This window comes from Streptomyces flavidovirens DSM 40150 (genome assembly GCF_000429085.1).
In the GTDB taxonomy this organism is placed as follows: Bacteria; Actinomycetota; Actinomycetes; order Streptomycetales; family Streptomycetaceae; genus Streptomyces; species Streptomyces flavidovirens.
In genome coordinates this window covers 16,220-38,872 of the sequence record NZ_AUBE01000030.1, presented here as the reverse complement: position 1 = coordinate 38,872, position 22,653 = coordinate 16,220, and the positions used below count along the sequence as shown (strand labels likewise).

Genomic DNA, 22,653 nt, shown 5'->3' with positions numbered 1-22,653 from the left:
GTGTAGTTGCCGAGGAGGAGTCATGGCCGCACGTCCCGAGCCGCAGCCCCAAGGCCGTCCCCACGCCGTCGTCGTAGGAAGCGGCATCGGCGGACTGACCGCCGCGGTCGCCCTCCACCAGCGCGGCTGGCACGTCACCGTCCTGGAGCGCGCGGCGGCCGTGGAAGCGGTCGGTGCCGGAATCGGTCTCGCCCCCAACGGGCACCACGCCCTCGACGTCATCGGCCTCGGCGAGGAGATCCGTGAACTGGCCGCCTGGCAGGGCGACGGCGGCATGCGTTCCCCCAGCGGCCGCCGGCTCGCCCGTACGAGCAGCTCCGCCGCCACCGAGCGGTTCGGCGGCCCCCTCGTCCTGGTCCACCGCTCCACCCTCGTCGACCGCATCGCCGCCCGGCTGCCCGAGGGCGCGGTACGCACCGGATCGCCCGCGACCCTGGCCGATCCCGGAGCGGCAGGCGGGCGCCCCGCCGTGGTCACCACGCCCGGCGGGGACATCGAGGCCGACCTCGTCATCGGCGCCGACGGCATCAACTCCGCGATGCGCCGCGCCCTCTTCCCGGACCACCCCGGCCCCGTCTACGCCGGAATCACCACGTGGCGCGTGGTCATACCGGCCCCCGTCGCCCCCTTCGAGCCCCACGAGAGCTGGGGCCGTGGCGCGCTGTGGGGCAGTCAGCCGCTGAAGGACGGCCGGGTCTACGCGTACGCCGCTGCCGTGGCCCCGGCCGGAGGCCGGTCGGCCGACGGTGAGAAGGCCGAACTCCTGCGCAGATTCGGGAACTGGCACGACCCCGTGCCGCGCATCATCGACGCGGCCGCCCCCGACCAGGTCCTGCGGCACGACGTCCACCACCTGATCACGCCTCTGCCCGCCTTCCACCGCGGCAGGACCGTGCTGCTCGGTGACGCCGCGCACGCCATGGCACCCACCATGGGCCAGGGCGGCAACCAGGCCATCGAGGACGGCATCGTGCTGGCCCACCACCTCCCGGACGCGGGCGATGTCGCGACCGGCCTGGCGTCGTACTCCGCGGACCGGCTGCCGCGCACCACCGGCATCGTCCGCAAGTCCGCGAGGATCGCCCGCCTGATGTCGGTCCGCAGCGCCCCGGCCGTCGCCCTGCGCGACACCGTGATGACCCTCGCCGGCTTCGGCCCCGGTCTCGCCCTGCGCACCTTCGACGGCATCGCCGACTGGCTGCCGCCGCAGCGCACGTATGCTGCCGGGGCACGGGACCGCCAGGTCCGCGATCAACAGGCTCATCAGGCACAGCGTTAGGGAGACCCTCTGTGAAGGTCGGCGTCATCGGGCTCGGAGACATCGCTCAGAAGGCCTATCTGCCCGTACTGACCACCCGGCCGGGGATCGACCTCCACCTGCAGACCCGCACGCCCGCCACCCTCGCGCGGATCGCCGCGACCTACCGCATCCCCGACACGCAGTGCCACACCGGACTCGACGCGCTGCTCGACCAGGGACTGGACGCCGCCTTCGTGCACGCGCCCACCGCCGTGCACCCGCAGATCGTGACCCGGCTCCTGGAGGCAGGCGTACCGACGTACGTCGACAAGCCGCTCGCGTACGAACTCGCCGAGTCCGAGCGGCTCGTGCGGCTCGCCGAGGAGCGTGGCGTCAGCCTCGCCGTCGGCTTCAACCGCCGTCTCGCCCCCGGTTACGCGCAGTGCGCCGAGCACCCGCGCGACCTGATCCTCATGCAGAAGAACCGCGTCGGCCTGCCCGAGGATCCGCGTACCCTCGTCCTCGACGACTTCATCCACGTCGTCGACACCCTGCGCTTCCTGGTTCCCGGCACGGTCGACCACATCGACGTACGCGCCAGGGTCGTCGAGGGCCTGATACACCACGTCGTCCTCCAGCTCTCCGGCGACGGGTTCACCGCCATCGGCACCATGAACCGGAGGAACGGCTCCACCGAGGAGATCCTCGAAGTCTCCGGACAGGACGCGAAGCGCCAGGTCGTCAACCTCGCCGAGATCGTCGACCACAAGGGGCAGCCGACCATTCGCCGTCGCGGCGACTGGGTGCCGGTGGCCCGCCAGCGCGGCATCGAGCAGTCCGTCGACACCTTCCTCGACGCCGTACGGGCCGGAGAGCTCCTCAGCGCCCAGGACGCGCTGCTGACGCACGAGCTGTGCGAGCGGGTGGTCCGGGCGGCGCAGGAGCAGCAGGCCGCCTGAGGGTCCGTACGCCCTGCGCCGCGCCCAGCAGGACCAGGACGGCGAGCGCGCCGTGGACGGCCCAGTCGCCCGCCCGGACGTACGCCGTCGTGCCCTCGGCCAGCGGGATGTCGTACACGGCGGCAGTGCTCTCGTCCGTCCCCAGCGGCGCGCCGACGCGCTCGCCGCCCGGACCGAACACCGCGCTGACGCCGGTCAGCGTCGCGTGCACCACCGGGCGTCCGTTCTCGGCGGCCCGCAGCGCCGCGAGTGAGGCGTGCTGCTCGGGCGCCCAGCTCTCCTGGAACGTCGACGTCGCCGACTGGGTGACCAGCACCTGCGCGTCACGCCGGGTCAGCTCCCTGCTCATGTCGGGGAACGCGGACTCGAAGCACACCAGCGGACCGACCCGCAGCCCGCCGGTGGCGCCGCCGCCGGACAGCGTCATCACCACGGGGCTCGTCCCGCGCCTGCGGTCCTCGCTCGCGGCCTTGCCCACCGCGGTCGCCCAGCCGAGGAGGGAACGCGCGGGGACGTACTCGCCGAAGGGGACCAGGCGCATCTTGTCGTAGCGCCGGCCGGTGACGCCCTCCGGGCCGACCAGCACGGAACTCTTGAAGATGCCGGGCCGGTCGGGGCGGCGGGCGTCCACATTCACCAGTACTTCCGCGTCCACCTGCCGGGAGAGGGCGGCGAGCCTGGCCGCGAGGTCCGGGCGTTCGGTCAGATCCGCGCCGACGCTGCTCTCGCCCCACACCACCAGGTCGAGATCCCGTCCCGCCAGGTCGCGGGTAAGGGCCTCGCTGAGGTCGAACCGCCGCTCCGGGCCGCTGACGACACCCGGCTGTACGACCGCCACGCGCACCCGGCCCGACGGCTCGGGGCGCGGCGCCCACGCCCACACGGCGCCCACCGCGACGGCGCAGGCCACCAGCGCGGCCACCACGGGCCTACGGGCCCGGCGCACGGCCACCAGTACGACGACGCAGGTGTTCACCGCGACCACCAGCAGGCTCACCAGCCAGACACCGCCGACCGAGGCCAGCCGCAGCGCGGGGGTGACCTCCCACTGGCTGGAACCCAGCAGCCCCCACGGGCCGCCCAGTCCCTGCCAGGACCTGACGAGTTCCGCCATCAGCCAGCCGGAGGGGATGACGGCGAGCGCGGCCGTCACGCGAAGGACCGAAGGGGCTCCGCCCAGCATCCACCTCACCAGCCAGCCCCAGGGCAGCCACAGAAGCGCCAGCAGAGCCGCCAGGATGACGATGAACACATGCAGGCTCGGCATCAGCCAGTGATGTACGGCGATCATGAACCCGGTGGCGCCGAGCCAGCCGTCCAGAGCCGCTCGCCGACCGTTCGGCGCGGAGCGGATCAACAGCATCCACGGCACGAGGGCGACGTACGCGAACCACCAGAGGGAGGGAGCGGGGAAGGCAAGCGCGGGCAGAGCTCCGAGCGCCACCGCGGCGGCGCCGCGCCACCAGGGCGACGACAGCCGGTCCCACCGGCCGGCCGGAATCCGCATGCTGCGCCTCCTCGTCCTGCCGCCTGCCCCGCGCCCGTGAGGGATCCGGGAGCAGTCCCTGCCACCAGTGTGGGGCAGCGCGGCGATCGCGGACAGTGTGCCCGCCGAGTCCCAGGCGTAACAGGCACCGCCCAGTCGCCGGGCGCGGCTTCGAGCAGCGTCGGGCGGGTCGGCTAGGCCGCTTCGGCGATCTCGCCGCGTACGGCCGCGGCCCACTGAAGCAGCAGCAGCTCGTACTCGTCCGCAGGCCAGGCATCGTCCGCGCGCGAGTCGACGAGGGCGCGGATCGCCTCGTTCGCCTCGGTCAGGGGCCGCACGGAACCGACCGGCGGGGGTGAGCGGTACATGCGACCAGACTACGGCCAGCCACTGACAGTGAGCACCAGAACGGCAGTGGCTTTCCTCGCACTAAGGTTGATCGCCGGGCACCGGACGGCGGTGTCTCTTACCCGCATCAGGAGATCCCACACCTTGTCCGAGCAGCGCGTTCATGCGAAATCCGACATCGGCCGAGGCGCCCTGGCACTGCGGGCCGACTGCGCGAACTGCTTCGGACTGTGTTGTGTCGCACTCGCCTTCACGGCCTCCGCCGATTTCGCGGCCGACAAGGACGCGGGGCAGCCCTGCACCAATCTCCGGACGGACTTCCGCTGCGGTATCCACGATCGTCTGAGGTCACAGGGCTACCAGGGCTGCACCGTGTACGACTGCTTCGGCGCCGGGCAGCAGATCTCCCAGGTGACGTACGCCGGACAGGACTGGCGCCAGGCACCCGGAACCGCGCAGCAGATGTTCGCGCTGCTCCCGGTCGTGCGGCAGCTCCATGAGCTGCTCTGGTACCTGACCGAGGCGCTGGAGCTGCGACCGGCCCGCGCCCTCCACGGGGACCTCCGCGGCGAGCTGACCAAGATCGAGCGCCTCGTGCAGGGCAGTCCCGACGAGCTCCTCGCCCTGGACGTGGCGGCCCACCGGCAGGACGTCAACGCTCTCCTGCTGCGTACGAGCGAACTGGTGCGAGCAGGCGTCACGAAGGGCGCCAAGGGCAAGAAGGGCGCCAGGAACAAGGCCCGCAGAGGCGCCGACCTCATCGGCGCGAACCTTAAAGGCGCCGACCTGCGAGGCGCGGACCTCAGAGGGGCGTACCTGATAGGCGCCGACCTCAGGGGCGCCGACCTGAGGGTGACCGACCTGATCGGGGCCGACTTCCGCGACGCCGACCTCTCGGGCGCCGACCTCACGGGGAGTTTCTTCCTCACCCAGTCGCAGCTGAACGCGGCGAAGGGCGACCCCGGCACCAGGCTCCCGCCCGCGCTGACCCGCCCTTCGCACTGGTGAGCTGCGGCAGAGATCAGCCCGCCGACTCGCCCGCGTGGGGGCTCAGCGTGTCCGTGCCGACCAGGACGAACAGCACGATGCCGAGCACGATGCGGTAGATCACGAACGGCATGAAGCTCTTGGTCGTAATAAATTTCATGAACCACGCGATCACCGCATAACCGACCAGGAACGCGATGATCGTCGCGAAGACCGTCGGACCCCACGACACATGGCCGCCCTCGCTCGCGTCCTTGAGCTCGAACACCCCGGAAGCCAGCACCGCGGGAATGGCGAGCAGGAACGAATAGCGCGCCGCCGCCTCGCGGGTGTAGCCCATCAGCAGACCGCCGCTGATCGTCGCGCCGGAGCGCGAGACACCGGGGATCAGGGCCATGGCCTGGCAGACGCCGAAGATCAGGCCGTCCCTGACACCCAGCTCCTTGAGCGTCTTGCGCTCCCTGATCGCGCGGTGCTTCCCGCCGGCCTCGTCACGGGCCGCGAGGCGGTCGGCGACGCCGAGGACGATGCCCATGACGATCAGCGTGGTGGCGATCAGCCGCAGATCGCGGAACGGTCCCTCGATCTGGTCCTTGAAGGTGACGCCGAGTACGCCGATGGGAATGGAGCCGACGATGACGAGCCAGCCCATCTGGGCGTCGTGGTCACCGCGCATCGACCGGTCGACGAGCGACTTGCACCACGCGGAGATGATCCGCGCGATGTCCTTGCGGAAGTAGATGAGTACGGCCGCTTCGGTACCGATCTGAGTGATCGCGGTGAACGCGGCACCCGGGTCGTGCCAGCCGGCGAAGGCGGCTGTCAGTCGCAGGTGGGCGCTCGACGAGATCGGCAGAAACTCGGTGAGCCCCTGGACGAGTCCGAGGATGAATGATTCGAACCAACTCATGGGGCTAATGCCGTCCCGGATGTATTGGTGCAGCGGCGTGCAGCGTGCAGATGCAGTCAAGGTCAGTTGGTGGGCAGCGTATCGCCCGAAGATGTCGGCCCTGCGGGAAGCCCCCGACTGCGTACCCGATCAGGCGGAGACCGGCCTCGCGGGTGTCCGGCCGGGCGCGCGGAAGTGCGGGGTCAGGACGTCGTGCTCGACCTTTTCGCCGCAGGGTGGCGCGGGTGACTGGCGCGGGTGACTGAGGCGTTCAGGCACCGGACCGCTCGCCGCGCAGGCGGTGCCGCTTGCGCCAGGCGACCACTGCCGCGGCGAGCCCCGACAGCGCGATGAACCCCATGGCGAGCAGGAACGCGGGCGACGTCGGGGAAGAGGCGCTGCTCCCCGCGATGACGTACGCCGCCGTGTTCGGGATCGAACCGATCCCCGTCGCCAGGAGGAAGGGAAACCATCCCATGCGGGAAACCGCGGCGCAGTAGTTGGCGGCCGCGAACGGCACACCCGGGAACAGCCGGATGGCGAGCATCGTACGGAAACCGTGCCGGCTGAGCTGACCGTCCGCCGCGAGCAGCGCCCGCCCGCGCAGCAGCGGACGCAGCGCGTCCTGGCCCAGCACGCGGCCCAGACCGAAGGCGATCCCGGCACCGATGACGGTTCCCGCGACGGCGGCGGCGAGACCCGCCTGGGAGCCGAAGAGGGCGCCGGCCGCCAGATTGAGGATCGGGCGCGGTACGAACGCCGCTGTGCACAGCCCGTACGCGACACCGAAGAGCACCACGGCCGCCGCGCCGCTGAGCTGGGGCGGCCAGCCCGCGCTCAGCAGCCGCTGCGGCTCGAAGACCAGCACCGCCGTCACCGCTGCCGCGAGCATCACGACGAGGAGCGACAGCCGTGACCGCGGTGAGAGCAGCGTCCTGGTGCAGCGAACGGCGAGCCCCGCGGGCGCGGGTGCGGGCGGGGCGGCGGTGTCGAGCATCCGGGGAGACTAACCGACAAGTGCGTGTGATCGCCGTAACGCGCAGCGGGGGACCCGGTCGCGCGGACAACGCGTCCAATGCGTTGAGCGCTTTCAGCGTGTCGCGATAAATCATTCGACGCAGCGAGGCCCCTCGGCGAGGATCAACTCATGTTCAGGCACGCCTTCCTCGCAGCACGGACCGCAGTCGCGGCCGCGCCGAAGGCTGCCGCGATGCCCCCGGCAGCGGCCGCAGTCGCCGCTGCGGCAGCGCCCTTCGGCGGCGCCCGAAGCTGACCCTTCCCGGATCGTCCGGCGGACCCCACAGGGGGAGGGTCGGCAAGGCCCAGGGGTCCCCTCACGCTTCGACCTTCCAAGGAAGATCACCATGCCCAAGACGGCATACGTACGCACCAAGCCGCACCTGAACATCGGCACCATGGGCCACGTCGACCACGGCAAGACCACCCTGACCGCCGCCATCACCAAGGTCCTGAGCGAGCGCGGGACGGGCACGTTCGTGCCGTTCGACCGCATCGACCGGGCCCCCGAGGAGGCGCTGCGCGGCATCACCATCAACATCGCGCACGTCGAGTACGAGACCGACACCCGGCACTACGCCCATGTCGACATGCCCGGCCACGCCGACTACGTCAAGAACATGGTCACGGGAGCCGCGCAGCTCGACGGGGCGATCCTCGTCGTGTCCGCGCTCGACGGGATCATGCCGCAGACCGCGGAGCACGTCCTGCTCGCCCGCCAGGTCGGCGTCGACCACATCGTCGTCGCCCTGAACAAGGCCGACGCGGGTGACGAGGAGCTGACCGACCTGGTCGAGCTGGAGGTACGCGACCTGCTCTCCGCGCACGGCTACGGCGGCGACGCCGTGCCGGTCGTACGGGTGTCGGGGCTCAGGGCGCTGGAGGGCGACCCGCGCTGGACGGCGGCGATCGAGGCGCTGCTGGACGCGGTGGACACGTACGTACCGATCCCGGAGCGCTACACGGACGCGCCGTTCCTCATGCCGGTGGAGAACGTACTGACCATCACCGGGCGCGGCACGGTCGTGACCGGTGCGGTCGAGCGCGGCACGATCAGGGTCGGTGACCGGGTGGAAGTGCTCGGCGCGACTGTGACATTGAAAGCGGTCGAGACGGTCGTGACCGGACTGGAGACGTTCGGGAAGCCGATGGAGTCCGCCGAGGCCGGGGACAACGTCGCGCTGCTGCTGCGCGGCATGCCGCGTGACGCGGTGCGCCGCGGTCACGTGGTGGCGGCGCCGGGCAGCACCGTGCCCACCAGGCGGTTCACCGCGCAGGTGTACGTGTTGTCGGCGCGGGAGGGCGGCCGTACGACGCCCGTCACGAGCGGGTACCGGCCGCAGTTCTACATCCGTACCGCGGATGTCGTCGGCGACATCGACCTCGGCGACACGGCTGTCGCGCGCCCTGGTGACACGGTCATGGTGACTGTGGAGCTGGGCCGCGAGGTGCCGTTGGAGGTGGGGCTCGGCTTCGCGATCCGGGAAGGCGGTCGCACGGTGGGTGCGGGCACGGTGGCGAGCGTCGTGGCCTGAGCGGGTCGGGCGGGTCCTGGGGAGCTGTTCCCCTACCCGCCCCTTCCCGGCTGTGACATTTGCGGCTCCGCCGCGTGGGGGGCCAACCCCCCAGACCCCCGGACGCCCTCCGGGCGTGTCCTCAAACGCCGGACGGGCTGGATGGTTGCCGCAGGGCGGGGTGGATGGGCTGCGCGGGGCAGGCGGGATGTTGCCGCAAGGCGGGCGGGATGGTTGCCGTGGGGGCGAAATCCACTCCGCCTGCCCGGCGCACAATGGTGGGGTGGACGAGCCGATGCCCGTGATCCGGGACGTGGACTGGGGCACCGCCAAGCTGATGCCCGACGTGGACCGCCCGCGGGCCTGGCTGCTGACGGTCGACGGCGCGCCCCAGTCGTACGTCGATCTCGACGAGCCCACCCACCTGGAGTTCGAGTACGCGCGGCGGCTCGCCCACGTCGTGGACTGCGCGGCCGAAGAGGGCGTACCCCTCGACGTACTGCACCTCGGCGGCGGTGGCCTGTCGCTGCCCCGCTACACCGCCGCCACCAGGCCGGGCTCGCTCCAGGACGTGGTGGAGGCCGACCGGGGCCTGCTGGCGCTGGTCACCGAGCATCTGCCGCTGCCGGACGGGTCCGGTGTACGCGTGCACGGCGCCGACGCGCGCGAGTGGCTCGAAAACGCACCCGCCGCTTCCGCCGACGTGATCGTGGCCGACGTCTTCGGTGGTTCCCGGGTGCCCGCGCATCTCACGTCCGTCGAGTACGCCCGGCTGACCGGACGCGTCCTGCGCCCCGGCGGGATCTACGCCGCCAACCTCGCGGACGGCGCGCCGTTCGCCTTCCTGCGCTCCCAAGTGGCCAACTTTGCGGCCGTCTTCGAAGAGATCGCCCTGATCGCCGAACCGGGTGTGCTGCGCGGCCGGCGCTTCGGCAACGCGGTGCTCGTCGCATCGCACGCGCCCATCGACACGGCGGCCCTGGCCCGCAGGACCGCCGCCGACGTCTTCCCCGCGCGCGTGGAGAGCGGCCCTTCGCTGGCGCGCTTCACCGCAGGCGCGACGGTCGTACGCGACGCGGACGCGGTCGAGTCACCCGAGCCGCCCGGCGGGGCCTTCGGCATCGGCTGACACGGCGAGAGCCGCCGCCTCCCCCTTCGCCACTTCATGCGTACGGCGCGTCAGATTCCGTACGTCGGGCACGAACAGCACCGCGGCCGTGACGAGGACCACCAGCGCCGCACACCCCCACAGCGCCTCGTGGCGTCCGACGAGGCTCTCGACGGGCCCCGCGACCGCCGTGGCCAGGGGCAGCATCGCTACCGAACCGAACCAGTCGTACGCCGACACCCGCGAGAACTTCTCCTCCGGAATCTCCTGATGGAGCGCTGTCATCCAGGAGACGCCGAACACCTCGATCGCGATACCGCTGAAGAACATCACCGCGGCGAGACCGGCCACCGGCAGCGGCACGGCGAGCGCCGCCGACGGCAGGGCGAGCGGGAAGACGCACAGCGTTCCGGCGAGCAGCAGGCGCCGGGGCTTCCACCGCATCATCACCAGTGCGCCGCCGAACGTGCCGGCACCGAAGGCGGCCAGGGCGAGGCCCCAGGGCGCGGCGCCGCCCAGTTCGTCCTCGGCCACCAGGGGCCCGTACACCGCCTCGGCGGCTCCCACGACCGCAACGACCACCGAGAACTGCAGCACGATGCTCCACAGCCAGGGCCGCCCGATGACCTCGCGCCAGCCTTCGCGCAGATCGGAGAGCATCCCGCCGCCCGGTTCGCGGGGCGCGATGTGGCTCACGTCGAGGAAGGCGCGCAGCGCGCCGGCGAGGGCGAACGCGGCGGCGTCGACGGCGAGGACCCAGCCGGGGCCGACCGCGGCGATCAGTGCGCCGCCGAGCGCCGCGCCGCCGATGGCGGCGCCGTGCATGGCCATACGGAAGAGGGCGAAGGCGCGGTTGGCCTGTTCGCCGCTGACGCTGGACAGGAGCATGCCCTCGGCCGCCGGGTTGAAGAAGGCCTGGCCCGCGCCGCAGAGGCCGGTCAGGAGCATCATCTGCCACAACTGGGAGTCGCCCGTCAGGACGAGGAACGCGAAGGCGGCCTGGGAAAGGCAGTTGAGGGTGTTGGCGGCGACCATCACGCGGTGCCGCGGCACCCGGTCGGCTATCGCGCCGCCTATGAGGAGGAACAGGACGAGCGGCAGGGTACGGGCCGCGGCCACCAGACCCACGTCCCCGCCGTCCCCGCCCGCCTCCAGGACCGCGAACGCCGCCGCGATCAACGCACCATGGGTACCCAGGTTCGTCACGATCGCGGCGGCGGTCAGCAGAACGTAGTTGCGGCCTGCCCATTCGGGGCGGCGGACGCGGCGGGGAGCGGCGGCAGGGAAGGTCACTCGGGGACTATCGCTGTCGTCGCCCGCCATTGCCAAACCGGTCGGGCGACAGATTCCGGCCAGATTCAGTCGGCCAGCCGGACGGTGCCGAGGATCCGCTTGATGGTCGCGTCGGGGAGTTCGTCCTTGACGCCCTTCGAGGTGAACAGGGACCAGACGGCGAAGTCACCGTTGGCGTTCTTGAAGGCGAAGGCGATCGACTTGCCGTCGGTGTCGCACTTCTCCTTCTTCTTGACGCCCGTGACGGTCGCGACGGAAACACTGCCCTTGAGCCCGGACGTGGCGGTGAACGGCGTGGCCTTGGAGATCTTGAACGTGCCGGTCTCCTCCTGGTCGAACCCGGCGAAAACCCACCCGGCGGCCACGTTCTCGGCCTCGGGGCCCGCCTTGCCGGCGCCGTTCGCACCCCGCGTCCCGGCCGCGCCGAGCACTCCGTTGTCGCACCAGTCGGGCTTGAAGTACGCCGGTGCCGACATCCCGATGAGGGGCTTGTCCTTGTCGTCCGTGAAGCTGATGCTCAGTCCGGGCGGCTTCACTTCCCAATCCGGCGGTACGTCGAAGCGCGTGCCGTGTTTCGGGTTGGTGACGACCTTCCAGCCGGGAATCGTCGGCTTGCTCTCCTCGACCGAGCCGCCGCGCGGATTCTCGGCAGGGGAGGGCGGAGTAGTGGGCTCCTCGGCTGTGGCGGTGGGCGACGACGAGGTCTTCCGGCCATCTGCCCGCGTGCCGCCGCCGCCCTCGTCGTCGTCCTTACCCAGGACCGCCACCCCGGCGATCACGGCCGCCGCGACGACGGCGGTGGCCACGACGATCGCGACGACGGTGGTCTTCTTCCGGTTGCCGTCCGGCGGACGGGGACCGCCCGGCGGCACCGGAGGCGCGTACTGCGGCGCGGCCGGCTGCTGGTAGGGGTTGGGCTGCTGGTAACCGGGCTGCTGGTACCCAGGCTGCTGCTGGCCGGGCTGCGGGTATCCCGGCTGCTGGTGACCCGGCTGCTGGTACGGGTTCTGATGCGCGTCCTGCGGGTTCTGCTCGCCCCCGGGCGGCTGCTGTCCTGGCCACATGGCCCGTAACGATAGAGGTGCGTGGCCACGGTCGCCGCGTCCGCCCCCTGAGGGGATGGCCAAGCTTGCCTACTCACGGGTAACCTCGCGCTTCATGAGCGCAGATCAGATGTCCGTCGGCGACATGCTCGTCGCCACGGTTCCCATGGCCCGTACCCTCAACCTCGAGTTCCTGGAGACCACCGCGGAGCGCGCCGTCGTCCGCCTGCCGGACCAGGCCGATTACCACAACCACGTGGGCGGCCCCCACGCCGGCGCGATGTTCACCCTCGCCGAGTCGGCGAGCGGCGCCATCGTCATCGCCGCCTTCGGCGACCAGCTATCGCGTGCCGTGCCGCTCGCTGTCAAGGCCGAGATCGGGTACAAGAAGCTCGCCATGGGCGTGGTCACCGCTACCGCGACGCTCGGCCGCCCGGTGGCGGACGTGGTCGCGGAGCTCGACGCCGGACAGCGTCCCGAGTTCCCCGTCGTGATCTCCATCCAGCGCGAGGACGGCGCTGTGACCGGCGAGATGACGGTCGTATGGACCCTGCGCCCCAATGGCTGACCTGCCCGTGTGACGGGTGCGACCGTCCGGACGCCGTCACGGGGTGACGAGGTGCGGGTAGGCTGCCCGCCGTGTGCCACGGGGGCGCACGGCGGACAGACCGCACCTTTTTTACGACGACTCTTACGACGACAGGAACCGGCGTTGCACATCACGGAGTGGCTCGAGACCATCCCGGCGGTCAGCATTTACCTCCTGGTGGGGGTCGTCATCGGGCTGGAGAGTCTGGGCATTCCGCTGCCGGGCGAGATCGTTCTCGTGAGCTCGGCCCTGCTCGCCTCGCAGCACGGCGACATCAACCCGTACGTACTCGGTGCTTGCGCCACGGCGGGCGCCATCATCGGTGACTCGATCGGTTACGCGATCGGGCGCAGGGGCGGCAGGCCGCTGCTGGCGAAACTGGGCCGGAGGTTCCCCAAGCACTTCAGCGCATCCAACATCGCGATGGCGGAGCGTTCGTTCGAGAAGTGGGGCATGTGGGCGGTCTTCTTCGGCCGCTTCGTGGCGCTGCTGCGGATCTTCGCGGGTCCGCTCGCGGGCGTACTGCGCATGCCGTACTGGAAGTTCCTCATCGCCAACGTCTTCGGCGGCATCCTGTGGGCGGGCGGCACCACGGCGGTCGTCTACTCGGTGGGTGTGGTCGCGGAGGCGTGGCTCAAGCGCTTCTCGTGGCTGGGGCTGGTGGTCGCCGTACTGTTCGGCCTCACCTCGATGCTCGTACTCAAGAACCGCGCGAAGAAGGCCGCCGCTCAGTCTGCCGCTCAGGCGGAGGCGGCGGCAGAGGCGCGGTCCGAGGCCGTGGGCCGGCCGGCGGCCGCCGCACCGGAGAAGGTCGCGGCGACCGCCGAGTGACCGCTCCACGCCGCGGTTAGTCCGCCGGTCCGCCGGTCTGCCGGCCGGCGTGCGCCTCGCGGTGGCCCTTGGCCAGCTCCAGGTACATCGCGGCGTTCAGCCTGATGCCCTCGCGCTCCTCGTCCGTCAGCTCCCGCTTCACCTTGGCGGGTACGCCCGCGACGAGCGAGCCCGGTGGCACGCGCATGCCCTGCGGCACCAGCGCCTGCGCGGCGATCAGGGAACCGGCGCCGATGTGCGCGCCGTTGAGCACCGTTGCGCCCATGCCGACCAGGACGTCGTCCTCGACGGTGCACCCGTGCAGTACGGCGTTGTGCCCGACCGAGACACGATCGCCGACGGTGACGGGGAAGCCCGGATCCACATGCACGGTGCAGTTGTCCTGGATGTTGCTGTCGGCGCCGAGGACGATCGGCCCGCAGTCGGCGCGCAGCACGGTGTGGTACCAGACGCTGGCGCCCGCGCCCAGCGTGACGTCTCCGATCACGACGGACGTCGGGGCGGCGAAGGCCGACGGGTCGATCTTCGGCTTCTTGCCGCCCACGCCGGTGATCAAAGCCTGCTCTGCCATCGCGTGCTCCTTGGTGCTTCTGTGCCGGTCGGTCGCGCCAGGGGAACCGTAAGCGACGCCTCCGGCCCCTGGGGTGCCGGGTGGGGCGAACGTCACAGCAGGCCGCGGCGGAGCGCCCGCGTCCCGCCGACTACCGTGTGCGGGTGCCGAAGAACAGAAACACGTTCTCTGCGTTGTCCGCGTTGGCCGCCTGCCGTCGCCGCCTGGTGAGCAGCGCCGTGCACGGCGGCTGGCGCTGGCTCCAGCAGGCCGGAGCGGTCAGCGCCGAGCATCCGGGGCGGCTGCGCTTCGGTGCGATCGGCACCGGAACGAAACTCGCCTTCCCGCAAGGCACCGTGTTCGGTGAGCAGTGGATCCACCTCGGCGACCACTGCATCATCGGCGAACAGGTCACGCTGACCGCCGGCATGATGCCCGGTCTCGACCTCGGCCCGGACCCGATCCTGCGGCTGGGCAACGGTGTGGTCCTCGGCCGGGGCAGTCATGTCATCGCCGATACGACGGTGAGCATCGCCGACGACTGCTACTTCGGCCCCTTCGTGTACGTGACGTCCACCAACCACAGTTATGACGATCCGGACGTCCCCGTCGGCAAGCAGTGGCCCCGCATGGACCCGGTGGAGATAGGCCCCGGCTGCTGGATCGGCACGGGCGCCGTGATACTTCCGGGCGCCCGGCTCGGCCGTAACGTCGTCGTCGCGGCGGGTGCGGTCGTACGGGGAGAGGTGCCCGACCACGCGGTGGTGGCCGGGGCGCCCGCCCGTGTCGTACGCAGCTGGGACGCGGCGAAGGGCTGGCAGCCGCCGCTGCGGACGCCCCCGCCCGTACCGATTCCGGAGGGTGTCACTCCGGAGCAGTTGCTGGCGCTGGCCGAGCTGGAGGCGGAGAGCGCCGAGTGAGCCGCCCGGTCTCCCGGCGGCGAGGGCCGTGTCCCTGCCGCCCGTACGCCGAGACACCCAACACGCTTCGGGGCGGCGGCTGTTAGCGTCGGATCCATGCGCACACCTCTCGGAGACTTCGACAGCGCGACCCCGGCCCCCGACTGCCTCGACCAGCTCACCGCGCCGGTCGCGGACGCCGTGCGCGCATGGAACAACGACGTACCCGCCGACGAGCTGATCTACGTCGACACCGACCCCGGCATCGCCGACACGGCGGCCTTCGCCGCGCACTACGGCGCCGGGCTTCTCGACGCGTCGGCGAACTGCGTGGTCGTCGCCGGCAAGCGGGGCGGCGAGAGCACCCTGGCCGCCTGCGTGGTCCTCTCCCGTACGCGCGTCGACGTGAACGGCGCCGTCCGCAGGCAGCTCGGCGCGCGCAAGGCGTCGTTCGCCCCGATGGCCACGGCCGTCGGGGAGACCGGGATGGAGTACGGCGGCATCACGCCGATCGGGCTCCCCGCCGGCTGGCCGCTCCTCGTGGACTCCGCCGTCACCGGCGTCCCGTGGGTCCTGGTGGGCAGCGGCCGCCGCAGGGGCAAGCTCATCGTGCCCGGCAAGGCCTTCGCGGGCCTGCCGGGCGCGGTCGTCATCGACGGGCTCGGCGTCTGAGCCGGTCCGTCGCGGCCGGGTCGTCCCTCAGCCGAGCCGGGGGATCTCGATCGCCGGGCAGCGGTCCATGACCATGTCAAGGCCCGCCGCGCGGGTGCGGTCGTACGCCGCCTCGTCGATCACCCCGAGCTGGAACCACACCGCCTTGGCGCCGATCGCCGCCGCCTCGTCCGCGACGCCGCCCGCGAGGTGGCTGTTGACGAATACGTCCACGACATCGACCGGGAACGGGATGTCGGCCAGCGAGGCGTACCCCTGCTCGCCGTGGACCGTCTCGGCCTTGGGGTGCACCGGGACGATGCGCTTGCCGTAGCGCTGGAGCACCTCGGCGACGCCGTACGCGGCCCGCGCCCGGTTGCCGGAAAGGCCCACCACCGCCCACGTGTCGCCGGACTGCGTGAGGATCCTGCGGATCGTTGCCGGGTCGCCGTACACGCCCTGCCTCCTGGAGTCGAAAGGTCACTGCTTGTGACCCTGACCAACAGGCGGTGTCGTGCGGGCATTCCCGCGATGACGCGCGAACTGTTCACATGTGCGTTGTTGTTCAACGTTGTACCGATGTGTATCGTCGCGAGGTGCGACTTGAAGTTTCAAGTAACGCGAGCCCGTCCCCCAACAGGCAACAGGAGAGAGCCCCTCAATGACTCCCCCCACGAGCACCCTCGGCGTACCCGTCATCAGCGGCACCTCGACCGGCCGTACGCCCTCGCTTCACGGCTACGACGCCGGTCTCCTCGTGCTCCGTCTCGCCCTCGGGCTGACCATGGCCGTGCACGGTGCGCAGAAACTCTTCGGCTGGTTCGGCGGCGGCGGGATCGAAGGAACCGGAAAGTTCTTCACCGCGAGCGGCTACCCGGCCGGTGAGGCGATGGCCGTCGTGGCCGGTCTCACCGAGACCCTCGGCGGTCTCGGGCTCGCGCTCGGGCTGCTCACCCCCCTGGCGGGTGCGGCCGTCGTGGGCACCATGGTCAACGTGCTCGCGGTGAAGTGGGGCGGCGGCTTCCTGGCCCCCGAGGGCGTGGAGTACGAAGTGCTCCTCACCGCGGCCGCCACCGCGCTCACCCTGGCGGGTCCCGGCCGGTACGCCGTAGACCGCTTCCTGCCCGGCCTGCGCACCCACCGTCTCGCGTACGGCGTCACCGCCGTGGTGACCGGCGTGGTGGCCGCGGCCGTGATCCTGCTCATCCGGAAGTAGCCGCCACGGCCTGCGCATAGGGTGGGCCGAATGCAGGAGCAGTACCGGACCGTCGCCCGCGCGGGCGTGCACGAAGCCGAGATCAACAGGTCGCGCTTCCTCTGCGCGCTCGCGCCCGCCGCTACCGAACGCGAGGCGCAGGACTTCATCGCGCGCGTCCGCAAGGAGCACCCGACGGCGTCGCACAACTGCTTCGCGTACCTCATCGGCGCGGACGCCTCCGTGCAGAAGGCGAGCGACGACGGCGAGCCGGGCGGCACGGCGGGCGTACCGATGCTCCAGATGCTGACGCGCCGCGAGGTCCGGTACACCGTCGCCGTCGTCACCCGCTACTACGGCGGTGTGAAACTCGGCGCGGGCGGGCTGATCAGGGCGTACGGGGGAGTGGTCGGCGAAGCCCTGGACGCCGTCGGCACGATCACCAGACGGCGCTTCCGGCTCGCCACCGTCACCGTCGACCACCAGCGGGCCGGAAAGCTGGAGAACGACCTGCGGGCCACCGGCCGCGCGGTGCGCGACGTCCGGTACGCCGAGGCGGTCACCATCGAGGTCGGGCTGCCGGAGGCGGACGTCGAGCCGTTCCGTGCCTGGCTCGCCGACACCACGGCGGGCACGGCGGGATTCGAGGTCGGCGGAGAGGCGTACGGCGACGCCTGAGACGGCCATGGCAAAAACGAGGTCCGTGGTGGGCGAGGTGCCGGGCGGCGCTAACGTGGTCGGTGCTGACAGTGCTGACAGTCAGGTCCGCGCCGATTCGGTGCGGGCTCAGGGGCGGAGGAAGTAAAAGTGCGGGCCGGAGCCGTCTCTTGAGGATTCTGCACACGTCGGACTGGCATCTGGGGCGGTCCTTCCACCGGGTGAACCTGCTCGACGCCCAGGCCGCGTTCCTCGACCACCTGGTGGCGACGGTCCGCGAACGCGACGTGGAAGCCGTACTCGTCGCGGGTGACGTGTACGACAGGGCGGTGCCGCCGCTCGCCGCCGTCGAACTCTTCGACCGGACTCTGCACCAGCTCGCCGCCGCCGGTGTGCCGACGGTCATGATCTCCGGCAACCACGACTCCGCGCGCAGGCTGGGAGTCGGCGCCGGGCTCATCGACCGGGCCGGAATCCACCTGCGTACCGACCCTGCCGGTTGTACGACGCCCGTCGTACTGCGCGACGCGCACGGCGACGTCGCCTTCTACGGGCTGCCGTATCTGGAGCCCGCCCTGGTGCGCGAAGAGTTCAAGGTCACCAAGGTGGGCCACGAGGCGGTCATCGGAGCGGCGATGGACCGCGTACGAGCGGACCTCGCCGGACGGCCCGAGGGCACCCGGTCGGTCGTTCTCGCACACGCCTTCGTAGCGGGCGGCGAACCGAGCGACAGTGAACGCGACATCACGATCGGCGGCGTGGCGTCCGTACCCGCCGGTGTCTTCGACGGCGTCGACTACGTGGCGCTGGGCCACCTCCACGGCTCGCAGACCATCACCACGCGGGTGCGGTACTCGGGCTCCCCGCTCGCGTACTCCTTCTCCGAAGCGGACCACCGCAAGACGATGTGGCTGCTCGATCTCGGGCCCGGCGGGGAGATCGAGGCGGAGCGGCTCGACTGCCCCGTGCCGAGGCGGGTCGCCCGGATCCGGGGGCGCCTGGAGGAACTCGTCGAAGACCGTTCCCTGGAACGTCACGAGGATTCCTGGATCGAGGCGACGCTCACCGATCCCGTACGTCCCACGGAACCCATGGCGCGGCTCTGCGCGCGTTTCCCGCACACCATCAGCCTCGTGTTCGACCCCGAGCGGGCCCCCGAGGACCCCCTCGCGTCGTACGCCCAGCGGCTCAGGGGGCGCGACGACCGGCAGATCGCGGCGGACTTCGTGGCCCATGTGCGCGGCGGCAGCGGACCGGACGAGCGGGAGCGCACAGTGCTGCACGACGCCTTCGACGACGTACGCGTGGACGACATGACGCGTGAGGTCGCCCGGTGAGACTGCACTCGCTGGACATCACGGCCTTCGGACCCTTCGGCGCCACCCAGGAAATCGACTTCGACGCGCTCAGCGCCGACGGGATCTTCCTCCTGCACGGACCGACCGGTGCGGGCAAGACGTCCGTCCTGGACGCCGTCTGCTACGCGCTGTACGGGGCTGTGCCCGGAGCCCGGCAGAGCCCCGGCGCCTCGCTGCGCAGCGACCACGCACCGCACGACCTGCCCACGGAAGTACGCCTCGAACTGACGGTGGGCGGACGGCGTCTGAAGGTCACCCGGCGGCCCGCACAGCCGCGCCCCAAGAAGAAGGGCACCGGCTTCACCACGGAGAAGGCGCAGAGCTGGCTGCGCGAGTACGTACCCGACACCGGGTGGAAGGCGCTCAGCCGCTCCCACCAGGAGATCGGCGAGGAGATCACGCAGCTTCTCGGCATGAGCCGGGAACAGTTCTGCCAGGTGGTGCTGCTGCCCCAGGGCGACTTCGCGCGCTTCCTGCGCGCCGACGCGGAGGCACGCGGCAAGCTCCTCGGCCGGCTCTTCGACACCCGCCGCTTCGCCGCCGTCGAGGAACGGCTCGCCGAACTGCGCCGCGCCGCGGAGCAGCAGGTGCGCGCGGGGGACGAGCGGCTCCTCGCCGTCGCGCAGCGGATGGCACAGGCGGCGGGCGACAGCGCGGACGCGCGAGCCTGGCCCCTGCCCGGCGCGCAGCCGGGCGAGCCCGGACTCGCCGAAGCCGTACGGGAATGGGCCGCGATCGCGCGCAGCGGTGCGCGCGAGCGCCTGGACATCGCGGAGTCGGCGGTCGCCGCGGCGGGAAGCCGGCGGGCGGCGGCCCGGCGCACGCTGGAGGACGAGCGCGAACTGGCCGCCCTCCAGCAGCGTTACGCCGACGCGCGGCGGCGCGCCGACGCACTCGAAGCGCGGCGCCCCGAGTACGAGCGGCTGCGTGAGCGGCACGAGCGCGCCCGCCGGGCCGAGCGCGTCGCCCCGGCCCTGTCACTGCGCGACGACGCCGAGCGGGAGCACCGCGCGGCGAGCGGCGCCCGCGAGCGCTCGCGGGCCGAACTGCCGGCGGACCTCGCCGACGCCGGAGCCGAACAGCTCGCCGCGCTGGAACGCACCCTGCGCCAGGACCTCGGGGGCCTGGAAGCCGCGCGCAGGGCGGAGCGGCGGAGCGAGGAGATCGGCCGGGAGCGGGCGGCGCTGGAGCGCCAGGCCCGCGACGACGACGAGCTGCTGCGGGACGCCGCCGACTGGCTGGGCGGCTGGGACGCGACCCGCCGCCGCTGCCAGGAGCGCATCGAGGCGGCGCAGGACGCGGTGACCCGCGCGGAGCACCTGGCGGGCAGGCTGGAACCGGCCCGCCGCAGACTCGACGCCGCGCGCCGGCGCGACGTACTCGCCGAGCAGGTCACAGCCGCCGAGGACCGGCTGCGGGCGGCCCGCGACGGGGCAGCCGCGGCGCACGAGAGGTGGCTGGACCTGAAGGAACGCCGGCTGCGGGGCATCGCGGCGGAGCTGGCGGCGGGCCTGCGCGACGGTGAAGCGTGCGCGGTCTGCGGCTCGCCGGAGCACCCGAAGCCCGCGCGGGCGGCTGCGGACCAGGTGGACCGTACAGCGGAAGAGGCGGCGTACGAGGCCCACACCCACGCCGAGGCGGCGCGCGGCAGGGCGGAGCGCGCGCTGGCAGCGGTACGGGAGGACCACGCGGCGGCCCGCGCCGAGGCGCGGGGCTCCGACGCCGAAAGCGTGACTTCGGAGGCGACGAGGCCCACCGCGCGGACCGGCGCCGGCACCGCATCTCACCCGGCGCAGGCGTCCGGCTTCGCGGGGGACGGCGCCGGTGCGGGACCGGCCGGCGGGGCGGCTTCCGCTGCCGTGCCTTCCCCGACGTCCCCGGCGGAAGACCCCACCGGGACGGCGGCCGCCCGGCAGGACGCGTCCGGAGCCCGGACCGGCGCGGCGGACGGGGCTCCGGGGGCGGTTTCCGGCTTGCTGGGCGCAGTGGCGGGCAGCGATGCGGGGCGGGACGGAACGGGAACGGCCGGTGTCGGCCGCGCTGTCGGCTCCGGTGTGGGCGAAGTGGCGGGCTCCGGCCTCCCGGACCGGGCAGCGGGCCGTAGTGCGGGGCCGGGCGGAGGCGGCGCCGGTGCGCGCCTTGAGGACTCTCAGGAGGCCGGGCCGGCTGTCCCGGCGCAGTACGCGGGACCGGCGGCCGAGTCGGACCCGCTGGATGAGGCGTGTGACGGCTCGGCGTTCGGCGGAGGTACGGCCCCGCGCGCGGGCGGCCCTCGTGACGTGAGCGTCCGCGAACTGGCCCGCCTCGTCGAGGAATTGCGCCGCGAGCACGCGGCAGCGCGCACCGCCGCCGCCGGTCTGCACGCCGCCCGCGAGGCGCTGGACCGTGCCGAGCGCGAGTACGCGCGACGCGTCGACGCGCAGCAGCAGGCCGAGCGCCGGGCCGCCGCCCGTACCTCGCAGCGCGAGGCACTGGACCGCGAGCAGGCCTCCCTCGAAGCGGAGTTGACCGCCGCACGCGGCGAAGCGCGCAGCGTCGCCGAGCACGCCGCGCTGCTGGAGCGCCGCGTTCGCGTGCTCGGTGAAGCCGCCGAGGCAGTGCGCGCGGTCGACGTCACCGCCCAGCGCCTCAAGGAGGCACACGACCGGGTCGCCGACGCCGCGTTCAAGGCCGGGTTCGACACCCCGCACGCCGCGGCTCAGGCGCTGCTCGGGGAAGCGGAGCAGCGCGACCTCCAGCACAGGATCGACGACTGGCAGCGCGAACAGGCCGCCGTGGCCGACCGGCTCGCGGAGCCGGAGACCGCCGCGGCCGCCCGCCGGCCCCAGGCCGTACCGCAGCAGGCCCAAGCGGCATTCGATGCCGCCGAGCGCCAACTCCTCGACGCCGCGTCGGCCCTGGACGCCGCCCGCGAGCGCTGCGCCGCCCTCACCGCCCTGTCGCGGCAGGCCGCCGAGGAGACAAGGCGCCTGGGTCCACTGCGCGAGCAGTACGAACGGGTGGCCCGCCTCGCCTCGCTCACAGCCGGCACCTCCGTCGACAACGAACGCAAGATGCGGCTGGAGTCGTACGTCCTGGCGGCCCGCCTTGAGCAGGTCGCGGCAGCCGCCACGGCCCGCCTCCAGCGCATGTCGTCCGGCCGCTACACGCTTGTCCACTCCGACGCCAGGTCCGGCGGCCGCGGCCGTTCCGGGCTCGGGCTGCACGTCGTCGACGCCTGGACGGGCATCGAGCGCGACACGGCGACCCTGTCCGGCGGCGAGACGTTCTTCGCCTCGCTCGCCCTCGCGCTCGGCCTCGCCGACGTGGTCACCGATGAGGCCGGCGGCGTACGGCTCGACACGCTTTTCATCGACGAGGGCTTCGGCAGCCTCGACGACCAGACCCTGGACGAGGTCCTCGACGTACTGGACTCCCTGCGCGAACGCGACCGCAGCGTCGGCATCGTCAGCCACGTCGCCGACCTGCGGCGCCGCGTCACCACCCAGCTCGAGGTCGTCAAGGACCGGCACGGCTCCGTGGTGCGCCACCGCACCGCCTTCGGGGTCAGCGGCTGAGCGCGCGCCGTGGCAGCGGCGAGGAGTAGACGACGCTGGTGGTGACCGAGCCGAGCGTGCCGAACCGGCCGGAGACCTCTTCCAGGTGCTTCATCGAGCGGGCCGCGACCTTCATGACGAAGCAGTCGTCGCCCGTGACGTGATGTGCTTCCAGCACCTCGGTCGTCACTTCGAGCAGGTCGTGGAACGGCTTGTAGTTGCCGTGCGGATAGCGCAGCCGTACGAACGCCAGGATCGGCATCCCCAGCTTCTCCTGCTCGACGACGGCCGTGTAGCCCGAGATCACCCCGGCCTCTTCGAGCCGCCGCACCCGCTCTGTCACGGCGCTCGCGGACATGGACACGGTGCGCGCCAGCTCGGCGAAAGTGGCCCGGCCTTCGCGTTGCAGGGCTTCCAGGATGCGCCAGTCGGTGGCGTCCGGTGAATATCCGGTCATGCGGGAGAGACAACAGGGAATCCACCGGCAGATCAAGAGAAGAGCC

Annotated in this window: 22 protein-coding genes; 13 read left to right on the top strand and 9 right to left on the bottom strand. The window is 72.1% G+C overall.

What is annotated here, in order from left to right; translation table 11 throughout:
* Positions 1-22 precede the first annotated feature (22 nt).
* Together G412_RS36250 and G412_RS0127780 are read left to right on the top strand one after the other, a co-directional pair.
* The gene (locus G412_RS36250; protein ID WP_051338654.1) at positions 23-1,279 is read left to right on the top strand and encodes an FAD-dependent monooxygenase; all 1,257 of its coding nucleotides are present in this window, start codon (positions 23-25) and stop codon (positions 1,277-1,279) included.
* An 11-nt stretch (positions 1,280-1,290) separates the two neighbouring features.
* Positions 1,291-2,199 carry a Gfo/Idh/MocA family protein gene (locus tag G412_RS0127780; RefSeq protein WP_028814934.1) on the top strand — a complete coding sequence of 303 codons (909 nt, stop codon included), beginning with the start codon at positions 1,291-1,293 and terminating at the stop codon, positions 2,197-2,199.
* Here G412_RS0127780 and lnt read toward each other — a convergent pair.
* Both lnt and G412_RS40340 read right to left on the bottom strand, forming a co-directional pair.
* Positions 2,120-3,706, bottom strand: coding sequence for an apolipoprotein N-acyltransferase (gene lnt / locus G412_RS0127775; RefSeq protein ID WP_028814933.1), 1,587 nt, complete (start codon positions 3,704-3,706; stop codon positions 2,120-2,122). The genes G412_RS0127780 and lnt overlap by 80 nt on opposite strands.
* 173 nt (positions 3,707-3,879) lie before the next feature.
* Positions 3,880-4,053, bottom strand: a complete 174-nt coding sequence (locus G412_RS40340) for a hypothetical protein (protein ID WP_167546496.1) — start codon at positions 4,051-4,053, stop codon at positions 3,880-3,882.
* Positions 4,054-4,177: 124 nt separating this feature from the next.
* On the opposite strand from G412_RS40340, the gene G412_RS0127765 reads away from it, so the two are divergent.
* Entirely contained in the window at positions 4,178-5,041 is an 864-nt protein-coding gene (locus G412_RS0127765) for a pentapeptide repeat-containing protein (protein WP_028814932.1), read from the top strand.
* A 13-nt stretch (positions 5,042-5,054) separates the two neighbouring features.
* On the opposite strand, the gene G412_RS0127760 is transcribed toward G412_RS0127765, so the two are convergent.
* Positions 5,055-5,930, bottom strand: a complete 876-nt coding sequence (locus G412_RS0127760; RefSeq protein ID WP_028814931.1) for an undecaprenyl-diphosphate phosphatase — start codon at positions 5,928-5,930, stop codon at positions 5,055-5,057.
* A 250-nt stretch (positions 5,931-6,180) separates the two neighbouring features.
* The gene (locus G412_RS0127755) at positions 6,181-6,906 is read right to left on the bottom strand and encodes a TVP38/TMEM64 family protein (protein ID WP_028814930.1); all 726 of its coding nucleotides are present in this window, start codon (positions 6,904-6,906) and stop codon (positions 6,181-6,183) included.
* Positions 6,907-7,273: 367 nt separating this feature from the next.
* On the opposite strand from G412_RS0127755, the gene tuf reads away from it, so the two are divergent.
* Positions 7,274-8,461: an elongation factor Tu gene (gene tuf, locus G412_RS0127750; RefSeq protein WP_028814929.1), complete on the top strand. Its 1,188-nt coding sequence runs from the start codon at positions 7,274-7,276 to the stop codon at positions 8,459-8,461.
* A gap of 262 nt (positions 8,462-8,723) precedes the next feature.
* Positions 8,724-9,569 (top strand): spermidine synthase, encoded by an 846-nt coding sequence (locus G412_RS0127745; protein ID WP_028814928.1) that lies wholly within the window; start codon positions 8,724-8,726, stop codon positions 9,567-9,569.
* On the opposite strand, the gene G412_RS0127740 is transcribed toward G412_RS0127745, so the two are convergent.
* Positions 9,531-10,871, bottom strand: a complete 1,341-nt coding sequence (locus G412_RS0127740; protein WP_106964178.1) for an MFS transporter — start codon at positions 10,869-10,871, stop codon at positions 9,531-9,533. The two genes, G412_RS0127745 and G412_RS0127740, sit on opposite strands and share 39 nt — an antisense overlap.
* 35 nt (positions 10,872-10,906) lie before the next feature.
* Positions 10,907-11,905, bottom strand: a complete 999-nt coding sequence (locus G412_RS0127735) for a DUF8017 domain-containing protein (protein WP_028814926.1) — start codon at positions 11,903-11,905, stop codon at positions 10,907-10,909.
* Between the two features lie 109 nt (positions 11,906-12,014).
* Here G412_RS0127735 and G412_RS0127730 point away from each other — a divergent pair, with 109 nt between their 5' ends.
* Positions 12,015-12,452 carry a DUF4442 domain-containing protein gene (locus tag G412_RS0127730; RefSeq protein ID WP_028814925.1) on the top strand — a complete coding sequence of 146 codons (438 nt, stop codon included), beginning with the start codon at positions 12,015-12,017 and terminating at the stop codon, positions 12,450-12,452.
* Positions 12,453-12,596: 144 nt separating this feature from the next.
* On the top strand, positions 12,597-13,304 hold the full coding sequence (locus G412_RS36245) for a DedA family protein (protein WP_037650055.1): 708 nt from the start codon (positions 12,597-12,599) through the stop codon (positions 13,302-13,304).
* Positions 13,305-13,320: 16 nt separating this feature from the next.
* On the opposite strand, the gene G412_RS0127720 is transcribed toward G412_RS36245, so the two are convergent.
* Positions 13,321-13,875, bottom strand: coding sequence for a gamma carbonic anhydrase family protein (locus G412_RS0127720; protein ID WP_028814924.1), 555 nt, complete (start codon positions 13,873-13,875; stop codon positions 13,321-13,323).
* 143 nt (positions 13,876-14,018) lie between these two features.
* Here G412_RS0127720 and G412_RS0127715 point away from each other — a divergent pair, with 143 nt between their 5' ends.
* The gene (locus tag G412_RS0127715; RefSeq protein WP_028814923.1) at positions 14,019-14,774 is read left to right on the top strand and encodes an acyltransferase; all 756 of its coding nucleotides are present in this window, start codon (positions 14,019-14,021) and stop codon (positions 14,772-14,774) included.
* Positions 14,775-14,870: 96 nt separating this feature from the next.
* Positions 14,871-15,425 carry a YbaK/EbsC family protein gene (locus G412_RS0127710; protein ID WP_028814922.1) on the top strand — a complete coding sequence of 185 codons (555 nt, stop codon included), beginning with the start codon at positions 14,871-14,873 and terminating at the stop codon, positions 15,423-15,425.
* A 27-nt stretch (positions 15,426-15,452) separates the two neighbouring features.
* Here G412_RS0127710 and G412_RS0127705 read toward each other — a convergent pair whose 3' ends face one another.
* Positions 15,453-15,860, bottom strand: coding sequence for a CoA-binding protein (locus G412_RS0127705; protein ID WP_028814921.1), 408 nt, complete (start codon positions 15,858-15,860; stop codon positions 15,453-15,455).
* 205 nt (positions 15,861-16,065) lie between these two features.
* Between G412_RS0127705 and G412_RS0127700 the strand changes: the two genes are divergently transcribed.
* From G412_RS0127700 to G412_RS0127685, 4 genes are all read left to right on the top strand, one after another.
* On the top strand, positions 16,066-16,620 hold the full coding sequence (locus G412_RS0127700; protein WP_078607443.1) for a DoxX family membrane protein: 555 nt from the start codon (positions 16,066-16,068) through the stop codon (positions 16,618-16,620).
* A gap of 30 nt (positions 16,621-16,650) precedes the next feature.
* Positions 16,651-17,277, top strand: coding sequence for a YigZ family protein (locus G412_RS0127695; protein WP_028814919.1), 627 nt, complete (start codon positions 16,651-16,653; stop codon positions 17,275-17,277).
* Between the two features lie 149 nt (positions 17,278-17,426).
* Positions 17,427-18,593 carry an exonuclease SbcCD subunit D gene (locus tag G412_RS0127690; protein WP_028814918.1) on the top strand — a complete coding sequence of 389 codons (1,167 nt, stop codon included), beginning with the start codon at positions 17,427-17,429 and terminating at the stop codon, positions 18,591-18,593.
* Entirely contained in the window at positions 18,590-22,171 is a 3,582-nt protein-coding gene (locus G412_RS0127685) for an AAA family ATPase (protein ID WP_028814917.1), read from the top strand. The genes G412_RS0127690 and G412_RS0127685 overlap by 4 nt, the downstream gene beginning before the upstream one ends.
* Here G412_RS0127685 and G412_RS0127680 read toward each other — a convergent pair.
* Positions 22,161-22,607: an Lrp/AsnC family transcriptional regulator gene (locus G412_RS0127680; protein WP_028814916.1), complete on the bottom strand. Its 447-nt coding sequence runs from the start codon at positions 22,605-22,607 to the stop codon at positions 22,161-22,163. The genes G412_RS0127685 and G412_RS0127680 overlap by 11 nt on opposite strands.
* Positions 22,608-22,653: the final 46 nt, after the last annotated feature.